At 56.3% G+C, this 13,939-nt stretch carries 14 protein-coding genes; 6 read left to right on the top strand and 8 right to left on the bottom strand.

Translation table 11 applies throughout. From position 1 onward, the window contains the following. Positions 1 to 19 precede the first annotated feature (19 nt). The 4 genes from AC4IBF_RS00875 to ghrB all read left to right on the top strand — a co-directional run bounded on the left by AC4IBF_RS00875 (position 20) and on the right by ghrB (position 4,110). Positions 20 to 769, top strand: coding sequence for a sugar phosphate isomerase/epimerase family protein (locus AC4IBF_RS00875; protein ID WP_127729188.1), 750 nt, complete (start codon positions 20 to 22; stop codon positions 767 to 769). Positions 770 to 772: 3 nt separating this feature from the next. After that, a complete protein-coding gene (locus tag AC4IBF_RS00870) occupies positions 773 to 1,711 on the top strand; it encodes a sugar kinase (protein ID WP_136195913.1) in 939 nt (312 codons plus the stop codon). A 117-nt stretch (positions 1,712 to 1,828) separates the two neighbouring features. Then, positions 1,829 to 3,109: an MFS transporter gene (locus AC4IBF_RS00865; RefSeq protein ID WP_127729184.1), complete on the top strand. Its 1,281-nt coding sequence runs from the start codon at positions 1,829 to 1,831 to the stop codon at positions 3,107 to 3,109. Positions 3,110 to 3,135: 26 nt separating this feature from the next. Next, positions 3,136 to 4,110 (top strand): glyoxylate/hydroxypyruvate reductase GhrB, encoded by a 975-nt coding sequence (ghrB, locus tag AC4IBF_RS00860; protein WP_115876665.1) that lies wholly within the window; start codon positions 3,136 to 3,138, stop codon positions 4,108 to 4,110. Between the two features lie 58 nt (positions 4,111 to 4,168). Here the strand turns inward: ghrB and cspE are convergent, their stop codons facing one another. Then, positions 4,169 to 4,381, bottom strand: coding sequence for a transcription antiterminator/RNA stability regulator CspE (cspE, locus tag AC4IBF_RS00855; RefSeq protein ID WP_003860775.1), 213 nt, complete (start codon positions 4,379 to 4,381; stop codon positions 4,169 to 4,171). 247 nt (positions 4,382 to 4,628) lie between these two features. Continuing rightward, complete coding sequence (locus AC4IBF_RS00850) at positions 4,629 to 5,339, bottom strand: DUF3053 domain-containing protein (RefSeq protein ID WP_014882044.1); 711 nt, start codon at positions 5,337 to 5,339, stop codon at positions 4,629 to 4,631. Positions 5,340 to 5,670: 331 nt separating this feature from the next. Between AC4IBF_RS00850 and AC4IBF_RS00845 the strand changes: the two genes are divergently transcribed. Next, complete coding sequence (locus AC4IBF_RS00845; RefSeq protein WP_111964342.1) at positions 5,671 to 5,958, top strand: HTH-type transcriptional regulator; 288 nt, start codon at positions 5,671 to 5,673, stop codon at positions 5,956 to 5,958. A gap of 39 nt (positions 5,959 to 5,997) precedes the next feature. On the opposite strand, the gene AC4IBF_RS00840 is transcribed toward AC4IBF_RS00845, so the two are convergent. The 4 genes from AC4IBF_RS00840 to AC4IBF_RS00825 form a co-directional block, all read right to left on the bottom strand. After that, the gene (locus AC4IBF_RS00840; protein WP_248175441.1) at positions 5,998 to 7,617 is read right to left on the bottom strand and encodes an ATP-binding cassette domain-containing protein; all 1,620 of its coding nucleotides are present in this window, start codon (positions 7,615 to 7,617) and stop codon (positions 5,998 to 6,000) included. Between the two features lie 229 nt (positions 7,618 to 7,846). Further along, positions 7,847 to 9,916: a glycine--tRNA ligase subunit beta gene (gene glyS, locus AC4IBF_RS00835; RefSeq protein ID WP_133293547.1), complete on the bottom strand. Its 2,070-nt coding sequence runs from the start codon at positions 9,914 to 9,916 to the stop codon at positions 7,847 to 7,849. Positions 9,917 to 9,925: 9 nt separating this feature from the next. Further along, positions 9,926 to 10,837 (bottom strand): glycine--tRNA ligase subunit alpha, encoded by a 912-nt coding sequence (gene glyQ / locus AC4IBF_RS00830; RefSeq protein ID WP_003860141.1) that lies wholly within the window; start codon positions 10,835 to 10,837, stop codon positions 9,926 to 9,928. A gap of 160 nt (positions 10,838 to 10,997) precedes the next feature. Then, complete coding sequence (locus tag AC4IBF_RS00825; RefSeq protein WP_136195911.1) at positions 10,998 to 11,303, bottom strand: YsaB family lipoprotein; 306 nt, start codon at positions 11,301 to 11,303, stop codon at positions 10,998 to 11,000. 182 nt (positions 11,304 to 11,485) lie between these two features. Between AC4IBF_RS00825 and AC4IBF_RS00820 the strand changes: the two genes are divergently transcribed. Beyond that, positions 11,486 to 12,481, top strand: coding sequence for an acyltransferase (locus AC4IBF_RS00820; protein ID WP_133293544.1), 996 nt, complete (start codon positions 11,486 to 11,488; stop codon positions 12,479 to 12,481). On the opposite strand, the gene AC4IBF_RS00815 is transcribed toward AC4IBF_RS00820, so the two are convergent. Both AC4IBF_RS00815 and AC4IBF_RS00810 read right to left on the bottom strand, forming a co-directional pair. Continuing rightward, positions 12,474 to 13,394: a GlxA family transcriptional regulator gene (locus AC4IBF_RS00815; RefSeq protein ID WP_491463111.1), complete on the bottom strand. Its 921-nt coding sequence runs from the start codon at positions 13,392 to 13,394 to the stop codon at positions 12,474 to 12,476. The two genes, AC4IBF_RS00820 and AC4IBF_RS00815, sit on opposite strands and share 8 nt — an antisense overlap. Further along, positions 13,394 to 13,933, bottom strand: coding sequence for an isochorismatase family protein (locus tag AC4IBF_RS00810; RefSeq protein ID WP_248175444.1), 540 nt, complete (start codon positions 13,931 to 13,933; stop codon positions 13,394 to 13,396). The genes AC4IBF_RS00815 and AC4IBF_RS00810 overlap by 1 nt, the downstream gene beginning before the upstream one ends. Between the last annotated feature and the right edge of the window lie 6 nt (positions 13,934 to 13,939).

Raw genomic sequence — 13,939 nt, 5'->3', positions numbered from 1 at the left:
GTTGCGATGGAGTCCGAAGATGGGCCGGAAAATTATGGTGGTCACCGCCGCGTACGGTGCGGAACAGGTGCGACAGGCAGGCGGTCAGCGGGCGATGCTTCCCGTTATTGCAGGCGCAGGGGCAGACGGCGTGGAGATCCGCCGGGAACTGTTCAACAGCGAAGAGCTGCTGGCACTGCCTGCGCTGGGTGAATCCATTGAGCTGCTGGGCCTGCTGGCGTGCTACTCCGCACCCGCCGCCCTGTTTATGCCCGACGGCAACCTCAACCCGGACCTGCCCCGCTATCTTTCTGAAGCCAACACCCTGAACGCCCTGTGGCTGAAGGTTTCCCTGGGCCATTTCCGCGACGCGCAGCCTCTTGACGACTTGCGTAGCCTGCTTAATGCAAGCGGTATGGCGCTGGTCGTGGAGAACGATCAGACCGACTGCGGGCAGCTCGCCCCCATGCAGCGCTTCCAGGCCGCCTGTCGGGAAATGGCTTTACCCGTCACGCTAACCTTCGACATGGGCAACTGGCTATGGGTTGGCGATTCCCCCGAAGAGGCCGCGCGTCATCTGGCCCCTGCGGTGAGCTATATCCACGTGAAGGCCGCCGTGCCGCACAAAGATAACTTCCGCGCAGTAGCGCCGGATCGCGCCGATGCGCGCTGGCTGGATCTGCTCGGCCAGCTGCCTGCCGATGCCCCGCGCGGTATCGAGTTCCCGCTGGAAGGGGCGGATTTAACCGCCGTTACCCGCCATTACGTCAACCTGCTGCGCGAGGAGTAAACCATGCACAAGACGCTGGATGTCATCACGATCGGCGAGGCCATGGCGATGTTTGTCGCCACCGAAACGGGCGAGCTGAGCGCGGTAGAGCACTTTATCAAACGCGTCGCAGGCGCTGAACTCAACGTCGCAACCGGCCTGGCGCGTCTTGGCCTGAACGTGGGCTGGGTCAGCCGCGTGGGGGATGACAGCTTTGGTCATTTCGTTCTCGATTCGCTGAAAAAAGAGGGGATTGATGCCGCAGGCGTCACCCTCGAGGGACGCTTCCCTACCGGCTTTCAGCTTAAATCTAAGGTCGAAAATGGAACCGATCCCATCGTGGAGTATTTCCGTAAAGGATCGGCCGCAAGCCACCTGTCTGTCGCGGATTACCACGCAGATTACTTTGCCTCCGCGCGCCATCTGCACCTGAGCGGCGTGGCGGCAGCGCTGTCTGCCAGCTCGTATGAGCTGCTCGATCATGCCGCGACCACTCTGAAAGGCCAGGGGAAAACCATATCGTTCGACCCCAACCTGCGCCCGGTGCTGTGGAAAAGCGAAGCGGAAATGGTGGAGAAACTAAACCGTCTGGCGTTCAGGGCGGACTGGGTTCTGCCAGGCCTGAAAGAAGGGATGATCCTGACCGGCGAAGGCACGCCGGAAGGCATTGCCGATTTCTATCTGAATAAAGGGGTAAAAGCGGTGGTGCTGAAAACCGGTGCTGATGGCGCATGGTTTAAAACGGCCGACGGCGAACAGGGCGCGGTCGCGGCGGTGAAGGTCGAGAACGTAGTCGACACCGTCGGCGCGGGCGACGGCTTTGCCGTGGGCGTGATTAGCGCCCTGCTGGAAGGCAAAACGCTGCCGCAGGCCGTCGCGCGAGGCAACAAGATTGGCTCGCTGGCCATTCAGGTGCAGGGCGACAGCGAAGGATTACCAACGCGAGCACAGCTCGGCGTTTAAATTCCCTCTCCCTGTGGGAGAGGGCCAGGGTGAGGGCAGCAAGCCGCACCAAATAATTAAGCCACCGTGTACCCTACAGACAACGGCGGTAACAACCTCAACAACAGAGGCAAGCCTATGAACAGTTCGACCAATGCAGTAAAACGCTGGTGGTACATCATGCCAATCGTGTTTATCACGTACAGCCTGGCGTACCTTGACCGTGCCAACTTCAGCTTCGCGTCTGCGGCAGGGATCACAGAGGATCTTGGCATCACCAAAGGTATCTCCTCCCTGCTGGGTGCCCTTTTCTTCCTGGGCTACTTCTTCTTCCAGATCCCCGGCGCGATTTATGCGGAACGCCGCAGCGTGCGTAAGCTGATCTTCATCTGTCTGATCCTGTGGGGCGCCTGCGCGTCACTGACCGGCATGGTGAACAATATTCCTGCCCTGGCCGCCATTCGCTTTATCCTCGGCGTCGTTGAGGCGGCGGTTATGCCGGCGATGCTGATCTACATCAGCAACTGGTTTACCAAATCTGAACGCTCGCGCGCGAATACCTTCCTTATCCTCGGTAACCCGGTAACGGTACTGTGGATGTCAGTGGTGTCCGGCTACCTGATCCAGTCCTTCGGCTGGCGCGAAATGTTTATCATTGAAGGGGTGCCGGCGATTATCTGGGCCTTCTGCTGGTGGGTGCTGGTGAAAGATAAACCAGCCCAGGCGAAATGGCTTTCTGAAGATGAGAAAGCGGCGCTGCAGGCGCAGCTGGACAAAGAACAGCAGGGCCTGAAGGCGGTACGTAACTACGGCGAAGCCTTCCGCTCGCGTAACGTGCTCCTGCTCTGCGCGCAGTATTTTACCTGGAGCATTGGCGTGTACGGCTTTGTGCTGTGGCTGCCGTCCATTATCCGCAGCGGCGGCGAGAACCTCGGCATGGTCGAAGTAGGCTGGCTGTCATCCGTACCATATCTGGCGGCAACCATCGCCATGATCGTCGTCTCCTGGGCATCGGACAAGCTGCAGAACCGTAAATTGTTTGTCTGGCCGCTGCTGCTGATTGCTGCCTTCGCCTTTATTGGCTCCTGGGCCGTGGGCGCAAACCATTTCTGGGCCTCTTACACCCTGCTGGTGATTGCCGGTGCGGCCATGTACGCCCCTTACGGACCGTTCTTTGCCATCATCCCGGAGATGCTCCCGCGTAACGTTGCGGGTGGCGCAATGGCGTTAATTAACAGCATGGGTGCGCTGGGCTCGTTCTGCGGCTCCTGGTTCGTCGGCTACCTGAACGGTGCCACCGGCAGCCCGTCCGCATCGTACATATTTATGGGGGTGGCGCTTTTCGCCTCCGTGTGGCTTACTCTGATTGTTAAGCCTGCTAATAATCAACAACACCCTGTCGGCGCTCGCCACGCCTGAATCCTTAAAAATCAACGGAGATTAGCATGAAGCCGTCCGTCATTTTGTATAAAGCACTGCCGGAAGATCTGCAGAAACGCCTTGAAGAACACTTCACCGTCACGCAGGTGAAGAACCTGAGCCCGGAAACCGTGGCACAGCACGCCGACGCGTTCGCCAGCGCCGAGGGCCTGCTGGGTTCAAGCGAGAAAGTGGATGTCGCCCTGCTGGAAAAAATGCCGAAGCTTCGTGCTACCTCAACCGTTTCCGTGGGTTACGACAACTTCGACGTGGATGCCCTTAACGCCCGCAAGATCCTGCTGATGCATACGCCGCATGCCCTGACGGAAACCGTGGCCGATACGCTGATGGCGCTGATGCTCACCACGGCCCGTCGCGTGGTGGAAGTGGCTGAGCGTGTCAAAGCGGGCGAATGGACAAAAAGCATTGGTCCGGACTGGTTCGGCGTGGACGTTCACGGCAAGACGCTGGGCATTGTCGGTATGGGTCGTATCGGGCTGGCGCTGGCGCAGCGCGCGCATTTTGGTTTTAACATGCCGATTCTGTATAACGCGCGTCGCCATCACGGTGAAGCCGAAGAACGCTTCAACGCTCGTTACTGCGAGCTGGATACCCTGCTGCAGGAAGCCGATTTTGTCTGCCTGGTTCTGCCGCTCACGAACGAAACTCGTCATCTGATTGGCAAAGAGGCGTTTGAAAAAATGAAGACGTCAGCCATTTTCATCAACGCGGGTCGTGGCCCGGTGGTGGATGAGAAGGCGCTGATTGAGGCCCTTAAAAACGGTCAGATCCATGCAGCAGGTCTGGACGTGTTTGAGCAGGAGCCGCTGCCGGTGGATTCGCCGCTGCTTTCGCTGCCTAACGTGGTTGCCCTGCCCCACATCGGTTCAGCCACCCATGAGACGCGCTACAATATGGCGGCAACGGCGGTCGATAATCTAATTGCCGCCCTTAGCGGAAAGGTGGAGATAAACTGCGTGAACCCGCAGGTGCAACGGTAGAAACGAAAAAACCCGCCAGAAGGCGGGTTTTTAAATTTTTTGCTACTGGGTTGGAAGCTTACAGGCTTACAACGTTACCAGCTGCTGGGCCTTTAGCGCCGCTTTCGATGGTGAAGGACACTTTCTGACCTTCGTCCAGAGATTTGTAGCCATCGTTCTGGATAGCAGAGAAGTGTACGAACACGTCTTTAGAGCCATCGTCAGGAGTGATGAAGCCGAAACCTTTATCAGCGTTGAACCATTTTACCAGACCAGTCATTTTAGCAGACATAGAAATTACCTTATTAACAAATATATTGTGCCTTCCGGCTTGATGGATTGCGTTACAGATTTTTAAGCGATGAAGGAAGGGTCACTACGAAGGGTATCTATGGATAACAATCTGGACTGCTTTACTAAACTGCTTTAGGTCTGTGTAACAAACCGACGGGAATAGTTATACCGATGTGGTAGAGGAATGACAAGCGTTATTTTCGACAGGCATAAAAAAACCCCGCCAGAAGCGGGGGTTTTTCGGTTTATTCTGTGGCAGTGACTGCCGCACTCCAGGCCTGGCTAAAGGCCTGATGCTGGGAGGCCAGCGGCCCAATCAGCGTATTATACTGGCTTGCCTGCTGCGAGGTCGGGAACTGAATACCGTTGGCAACAAAGCTCACCTGCGTATCCTGCTGGGCGATAAAGTCACCCACCTGAACCAGTTGCTGCGTGAAGATTTGCGCAGCCGGAATCAGCGGTTGCAGCGCTTCAGAAGGCTTGGTCACCACTTTCTCATACACTTTGTCGAAGACCGGTTTAAGATCGTCACCTTGCTTGAGCGCAGAACGTGACGCGTCAGCCTGCATTTTCGCATTTTGCAACTGCTGGCTCAGCACGCCAAGCGCACCGTTGGACTGGCGCAGCGGTTCACGCTGCGTCACATAATCCTGTGGAACGCGGATGGCGTTCACGCTATCCACTACCGGGCGGATACCGGAATCCATCGCCTGGCTCACCTGCTGTGAATAACCATAAAGAATGGCGTAATCGGACACGAAGGGACCAAACTGTTTTTTCTGATCCGCAGTCAGCGTCGGCAACCGCTCGCCGCTGCGCATCACTGTATTCTGCAGAAAATCGATAAACGCTTTGCGCTGATCGCCTTCTTTATCAAAACACCCACTCAGGCTAACAACCATCAACAACGCCGCAATAGGCGCAAACCAGCGAGAGCAGGACTTTCCTGTCGCCATTTTATTACTCCTTTCACCCAAAAAAGCGCACACCGGCACACGCGTGCCCGACGCTGACAAGGATAGTCCAGGTCAGCCTTGCAAGATACTCTTTTCATGCAAAACGGCTATTGCCGATTTATTTCTTATCATTTACAAAAAAATACCTGGCGAAGCCGACCTATGACTAATCAGGGAATTAGCATAACTATCCATATTGCTGAATCGGATACAGCGATCGTTACCGCACAATTAATCACACCCGTGACGATCCTGGGTTGGTATTAGGGACTATTCTTAACTGGCTCTCTGATGTTCTTGATCACGATGTGAGATTTAAGAGGAGTCCTCAATGGAATATAAAGATCCTGAGTTTGAACTGCTGAGCAGTCTGGAACAGATCATTTTTAAAGATGTACCGCAGATGATTACCCTGCAACAAAAATCCAATCCCTTTACAGAATATGAGCAATTGCGCAAAGGGACAGGACTGAAAACCGAAGAATTCGCCAGAGCGATGGGTGTCAGCGTGGCTATGGTGCAGGAGTGGGAGTCAAAACGTGAGAAACCCACCCCAACCGAGTTACGGCTGATGCGCCTGATTCAGGCCAACCCTGCACTCAGCAAACAGATAGCGTAGTGAAGATTGAATGCCCCCGCCGTTGCGGGGGCTTGTGTTTTACAGGCTATCACAACGCCAACCCGCCTCTTCCCATACCAGCTCATGCGTTAACACCAGGCCTCTTAAAAAAAGCTCATCGTGTGATACCACCAGCAGAGCCCCAGGGAAACCGGCCAGCGCCGCTTCAATGGCCTGGACTGAAGCCAGATCCAGATGGTTGGTCGGTTCATCCAGCAGAAGAAGCTGCGTGGCCTCCGCACGCCACAGCACGCAGGCCAGGGCAGCCTTAAGACGCTCGCCGCCGCTGAGCTCCGCCAATGGGAGCTTCACTTTGTCGGCCCCCAGTTGAAGCTGTGCTAAACGGGTTCGCAATACCCCCTCTTCCAGAGGGGTATGACTCAAATTGAGATGCGTCATGACCGACTGCGTGAGATCGAGTTGCGACAGATGCTGGTCGAGATAAGCACAGCTGACGGATACCTTACAGGCACCCGAACGGGGAGTAACCTCGCCGAGGATGGTTTTTAACAACGTCGATTTCCCACAGCCGTTCGGTCCCTTTAACGCCACGCGCATCGGTCCGTCCATACGCCATGTGATGGGTGGGACAGGCACATGCGGCAACACCAGATCCTCCAGAACCAGTACCTGTTTCCCTTCCGGGACCTGACTTCCCGGCAGGGTGAACATGACCGGGTTATCTTCTTCAACGCGTTCACGCGCCTTGTTTACCGCGGCGTTCAGGGCTTCATTTTGCTCGCTGTGCTGTTTTTTCCATGAGCCGATCCGCTCCTTTGCCGCGCCTTTGTATTTGACACGCTCAAACGATGCGATATTCAGGGTATCGACGGTGCGTAACGTCTTTGCCGACCGCCGCTGGCTGTCATCATGCTCTTTTTGCATGCGCGCGCGGGTGCGTTTGCGCTCGGTTGCCGCATGTTCGAGCGCCGCGCGGGCAGCCTGCTGTTCGGCATCGCGCTGGGCTTGATAATCCGCATAATTTCCGCCGTAGCTGCGCAGACCCGAGGCGCTCAGCTCAAGAATACGCGGCACCTGCTCCAGAAGTTCGCGGTCATGAGAGGCCACCAGCACGCCGCCCTGATAGCGACTCAACTGGTCGTAGAACCACGCCCGACCTTGTCGATCCAGATGGTTAGTCGGTTCGTCCAGCAGCATGAAATCCGCTTCAGCCGTAAACGCGCCGCACAGCAGGGCGCGGATGCGCTCGCCGCCGCTGAGTTCCAGGGCAGGCTTATCCGGATCAAACGCCGGGAGCTTCGCATTGATAAACGCCTCGCTCAGTCGCTCGGCTACATCCCAGTAGCCGTCGAGCAACGCCAGATCGTCAGGCTGGTAATCACCGCTGTCGATGCGCTTACGCGCAGTAAAAATCGCGTCATATCCGAGAAGTTCAGCCAGCGTCGTCTGCGAAGAAATGACGTGCTGCTGCGCCACAAAGACATGCGAGCCAAAGCGTTCAATATGACCGGTAGCCGGTTCGTCCAGCGCCGCCAGCAGACGCAGCAGACGCGTTTTTCCGCTGCCGTTGCGGCCAACCAGCGCGCACAGAGAGGGTTCCAGCGTGAGGTTCAGCGGGCCAAAAAGGGTATCGCCCGTCGGAAACTGACAGGTGACCTGATGCAAAATAAAAGAAGGGGGCTGCGCAAAATGAGCCATAAGCACTCCTGAATGAAATCAAAACATCCCCTGCCGACGCGGTGGCGTTTAGCAAGGATCGAAATTCATCAGTCGTGTTTGTTCATTTTTGGGGGGCACTCCAGCGCGAGAAAGTTAACGTGGATAAGGATAGCGGTAATGTGTTGACGGTTTCAAGGTTAAATTTTCAGCAACACATCATAAAAAAACCCGCCGAAGCGGGTTTTTAGCATTTGTATCAACGGGCACATTACTGCAGCAGCGAAATATCCGCTACGCGCAGGAACAGCTCACGCAGTTTTTCGAGCATAGAGAGACGGTTAATACGCAGCTCTTTATCTTCTACGTTCACCATCACTTTCTCGAAGAAGGCGTCAATGACGTCACGCAGCTCGGCCAGCTCCACCAGCGCTTCCTGGTAGCGACCTTCCGCGAAGACCGGCTCGAGCTTGTCGCGCAGCACCACAACCTGCATCGCCAGGGCGATCTCTTCCGGCTCTTTCAGCGTCGCGGCGTTCACACGCTCGTTCAGCGTCTCGTCGGATTTCGCCAGAATGTTGGATACACGCTTGTTGGCTGCCGCCAGAGCAGATGACGCTTCCAGCGTACGGAAGTGGGAAACTGCCTTCATACGCGCATCGAAATCAGCCGGACGGGTCGGACGACGCGCCAGCACCGCCTGAATGGTGTCGACGGTGTAACCTTCATCCTGATACCAGGCGCGGAAACGACCGAGCATAAAGTCGATCACATCATCCACCACGTTCGCGTTAGTCAGCTTATCACCGTACAAACGCACCGCTTCTTCGGTCAGGGTCTGCAGATCCAGGTTCAGGTTCTTCTCAACGATGATACGCAGCACGCCCAGCGCGGCACGACGCAGCGCAAACGGGTCTTTGTCGCCTTTTGGATGCTGACCGATACCGAAGATACCCGCCAGGGTGTCCATCTTATCGGCGATCGCCACGGCACAGGCAACCGGGTTGGACGGCAGTTCGTCACCCGCAAAGCGCGGCTGATACTGCTCGTTCAGGGCCACGGCCACGTCTTCCGCTTCGCCATCGTGACGCGCGTAATGCATACCCATCACGCCCTGGGTGTCGGTAAATTCGAACACCATGTTGGTCATCAGGTCACACTTGGACAGCAGGCCAGCACGCGTTGCGTGGTTGACGTCCGCACCGATTTCACGGGCAATCCAGCCGGACAGCTCCGCGATACGGTCGGTCTTGTCGCGCAGCGTACCCAGTTGCTGCTGGAACAACACGGTCTGCAGGCGTGGAAGATGATCTTCCAGACGCTTTTTACGGTCGGTATTGAAGAAGAACTCGGCATCGGCCAGACGTGGACGCACGACCTTCTCGTTACCAGAGATAATCTGGATCGGATCTTTCGATTCGATGTTTGCCACGAAGATGAAGTTTGGCAGCAGTTTGCCGTCGTTGGCATAGACCGGGAAGTACTTCTGGTCACCCTTCATGGTGTAAACCAGCGCTTCAGCCGGAACGGCCAGGAATTTCTCTTCAAACTTCGCGGTCAGCACAACCGGCCATTCCACCAGCGAGGTCACTTCTTCCAGCAGGCTGTCGCTCAGATCGGCTTTACCGCCAATCTTGCGCGCCGCGTCTTCCGCGTCCGCTTTGATTTTGGCTTTACGCTGTTCGTAGTCAGCAATGACCTTGCCGCGCTCCAGCAGGATCTGCGGGTACTGGTCGGCATTGTCGATGGTGAACTCTGGCTCGCCCATAAAGCGGTGGCCGCGGATCACGCGATCGGACGCCACGCCCAGAATGGTAGCCGGAATAACGGTGTCGCCCAGCAGCAGGGTCACGGTGTGAACCGGACGCACAAAGTGCACATCAGACGCGCCCCAGCGCATCAGCTTAGGAATAGGCAGCTTCGCCAGAGACGTGGCAATCATGTCCGGCAGCAGCGCTTCCGCGCTTTCGCCTTTCACATGGGCACGATACAGCAGCCATTCGCCTTTATCCGTGGTCAGACGCTCGGCCTGATCGACGGTGATGCCGCAGCCGCGCGCCCAGCCTTCCGCCGCTTTGCTCGGCTTGCCTTCCGCGTCAAACGCCTGAGCAATCGCCGGGCCACGTTTTTCGACTTCGCGATCTGGCTGAGACGCCGCCAGGTTTGCCACTTTCAGCGCCAGACGGCGCGGGGCAGCAAACCACTCAATTTTACCGTGCGCCAGGCCAGCGTTATCCAGCTCGGCGGTCACGTTCGCAGCAAAAGATTCAGCCAGGCTGCGCAGGGCTTTTGGTGGCAGCTCTTCGGTGCCAATTTCCACCAGGAAAGTTTTCTCAGACATGGCCGCCTCTTATTTGTTTCGGTTGCACATCGGGAAGCCAAGGGCTTCACGGGACGCATAGTAAGCTTCTGCAACGGCTTTGGTCAGGGTACGAATACGCAGAATGTAGCGCTGACGTTCAGTCACGGAGATGGCTTTGCGGGCGTCCAGCAGGTTGAAGCTGTGGGCGGCCTTCAGAATACGCTCGTAGGCAGGCAGCGGCAGCGGAGTCTCCAGCGCCAGCAGCTGCTGCGCTTCTTTCTCGTACTGCTCGAAGCAGGTGAACAGGAAGTCCACGTCCGCGTATTCGAAGTTATAGGTGGATTGCTCCACTTCGTTCTGATGGAACACGTCGCCGTAGGTGGTTTTACCCAGCGGGCCGTCGCTCCAGACCAGGTCGTAAACGCTGTCTACGCCCTGAATGTACATCGCCAGACGTTCCAGACCGTAGGTGATTTCACCGGTGATCGGCTTACATTCCAGACCACCCACCTGCTGGAAGTAAGTGAACTGGGTCACTTCCATACCGTTAAGCCACACTTCCCAACCCAGACCCCAGGCACCCAGCGTTGGGTTCTCCCAGTTATCTTCCACGAAACGGATGTCGTGGATGGTTGGATCCATACCCAGCTCTTTCAGCGACCCGAGGTACAGTTCCTGAATGTTGTCGGGTGATGGCTTAATCACCACCTGGAACTGATAGTAATGTTGCAGACGGTTCGGGTTCTCACCGTAACGACCATCGGTCGGACGACGGGAAGGCTGCACATACGCGGTCGCCATTGGCTCTGGCCCCAACGCACGCAGACTGGTCATCGGGTGTGAAGTGCCGGCGCCGACTTCCATGTCCAAAGGTTGAACAATGGTACAGCCCTGACGAGCCCAGTAATCCTGTAAGGTCAGGATCAGGCCCTGGAAGGTCTTGGTATCAAACTTTTGCATAGTATTTCGTGCTGGATACGTGTGGTTTTAAATGGAAGCGACCAGTATACCCGCTGGCTGCAAGATATACAGTACGAAACGGGGTTGTTTAGGGAAAATTGGGAAATAAGCCTTCCGGCCAGAACGCTGACGGCGTCTGGCTGTTGATTATGCGAGCAGGCTAGCGCATGGAGAGGTGTAAAAACTGACCGTCCGCATCAAACGAGCAGACAAAGCCCTCTTTACGCGACGTATGGCCCCGTAGCTCATAGCTGCCCTGAAAACGCTCGAACCCGGTGACATCAATTTTTTGAACGTCCGAGTTATAGCGGCGTGCGGCCCGATCTTTACAGAGCGCTTCCATATTCAGCGAACGTTCCGGGCTCATTTTACCCTGCTGCGCTTTTTGCACGGGTGCTTCTTGCGGCGCACTGCATCCTGCCAGCATGAAAAGCAGAATGAGTAATGCCACACGCTTCATCATCATTTTTATTACCGTCCTGGTCAGCGGCTGTTATTTTTAGTATCAACACTTTTATAGATTAAGGACTGCCATTCTGCGAATCTCGCGGTCTCCCGGCAAGCCTGCGCATAAAACTCAGAATTTTCCAAACGAAGACTTTTGGACAATGGGAGTCACACTCACTTTACAGGGAATACGAGGAACTGATGCCGTCAAAAATTAACTGGATTGATAACCTGCGAGGAATAGCGTGTCTGATGGTGGTCATGATCCACACGACGACCTGGTACGTCACGAATGCCCACAGCATCAGCCCTGTTAACTGGGATATCGCCAATATTCTCAACTCTGCGTCGCGCGTCAGCGTGCCGCTGTTCTTTATGATTTCCGGCTTTCTCTTTTTTGGCGATCGCAGCGCTCAGCCGCGGCACTTCATCCGCATTGCGGCCTGCCTGGGGTTTTACAGCGCCGTTGCCCTGCTCTATATCACCCTGTTTACCTCAATAAACGCCGGACTATCGCTGAAATACGTGCTGCAAAAACCGGTGTTCTACCACCTGTGGTTCTTCTTCGCCATTATCGTTATCTATCTGGTCTCCCCGCTCATTCAGGTGAAAAACGTCAGCGGGAAAATGCTCCTGGCCCTGATGGTGGTGATTGGCATCATCGCCAACCCGAATACGGTTTCGCAGAAAATCGACGGGTTTGAGTGGCTGCCGGTGAACCTCTATATCAACGGCGATACCTTTTACTACGTGCTTTACGGCATGCTGGGGCGCGCCATCGGGATGATGGACACGCAAAAACGCGGGCTGAACTGGCTCTGCGGGGCGCTGTTTATCGCTGGCGTGGCGGTGATTTCACGTGGGACGCTGTACGAGCTTCAGTGGCGCGGCAATTTTGCCGATACCTGGTATCTCTACTGCGGGCCGATGGTCTTTATCTGTGCCGTATCGCTGCTCACGCTCGCCAAAAACACCCTGAATGCGCGTCCCCTTCCCGTACTGAGCGTCATTTCACGACACTCTCTCGGGATTTACGGTTTTCACGCGCTGGTGATCCACGCGCTTCGGACACGAGGCGTCGAGCTTAAAACCTGGCCAGTGCTGGATATGGTCTGGATTTTTGCCGCCACGCTGGCGATCAGCCTGCTGCTGTCGATGCTGCTGCAAAAAATAGACGTTCGCCGCTTCGTCAGCTAACGCTGCGCTGCCGCGCGCGATGGTACTGGCGCGGGGAGGAAAACCCTGCCGCCAGCGAAGCCTGCTCCACGCCTCGCCCCTGCAATAGCCACTGCTCCGCCACCGCCAGACGCAGCTGCTCCAGATAATCGCGAACGCTAATGCCTAAATGTGACTGGAAAAGCCGGGTAAGATGGCGCGGGCTGACGTGCGCCAGCGCGGCGATGTCAGGCAAGCTCCACGCTTTTTGCGGCTCGGCGGTGAGCGCATCCTGCGCCCGATGGATCGCCGGATGAAGATGATTGCGGTAGCGCAGCCACGGGGAGAGCTGGGGATCGTCACCGGAACGGCGGAACCAGACCACCATCTCACGCGCCACGGCCAGCGCCTTTTCGGGACCGCACAGGCGGTTAATCATATGCAGCGCCAGATCGATGCCCGACGTGATGCCTGCGCTGGTCCAGATGTTCTCATCCTGCACAAAGATGCGGTTTTCTTTAATTGTCGCCGTGGGGGCTGCGGTGCGTAAACGGCTGATAACGTCATGGTGGGTTGTACACTGCCGGTTGTTCAGCAGACCCGATTTCGCCGCCAGCAGCGCCCCTGAACAGACGCACATCACCGTGATATCCCGGCGCTGAATGGCCGGCTGCAGGCGCATCAGCCAGTGCTGTATCCGTAACGCCTGTGGTGTCGAAAACTGATAGCGGGAGTCGCTCACCCCCGGCAGCACCAGCAGGCTGCCTTCCGGGAGACGTTCCGGCAGCGGCTGAATGCCGCTCATCGTCAGGCCTATCGACGTCGGAACGTCCGGTTGCGGCCCAATGTAATGCAGACGAAACGCGTCGCCAGCCAGCACAAAGGTCTCTGCCGGGCCCGTCATATCTAATGACAGCACCCCGGGCAACATGACGAACCAGACGTCGATGCTCATTACAGTGACTCCAGCGTCTCCGCTACCGTTTTAATTTCGGCAAAACGCCCGGACAGTACCGTTTCGGTACGGTGGCGAATTTCCGCTGCGCTAAGGGTTATCCCTTTGTACGTCATGGGAAACGTCAGCGTCGCCTCGCTTACAAAGGTCACAGCATAACTCAGATCGGATGCCACCCGGGCGGTGGTTTCACAGCATTGTTCAGTGCGAATGCCGCAGATAATCAGCTGGTTGATATCACGCTCGCGCAGCCAGCGGTCAAGCCCGGTATCCGTGAAGGCATTATGGACGTGTTTCTGAAAAACCACATCCGGCTGATGACGTAAAAAGGCCATCGGTTTGACATAGCCACTTTCCAGGGTGAAAGGACCGTCTTCATCCACGTGAAAAATATCAACGACCGGGATATTACGTGCCTGGCAGCCATCAATCAGCCCCAGAATCGCCTGCTGAAAAGCAGGGATCTCGCTTTCCTGCCAGTAATTGCGGTGATGGAAGGACTGCTGAGTATCAATATTGATGAGTGCAATACGTGACATGATGGA

This window comes from Enterobacter sp. Taxon_8, from assembly GCF_058354585.1.
This window is presented reverse-complemented; position numbering and strand designations above follow the sequence as displayed.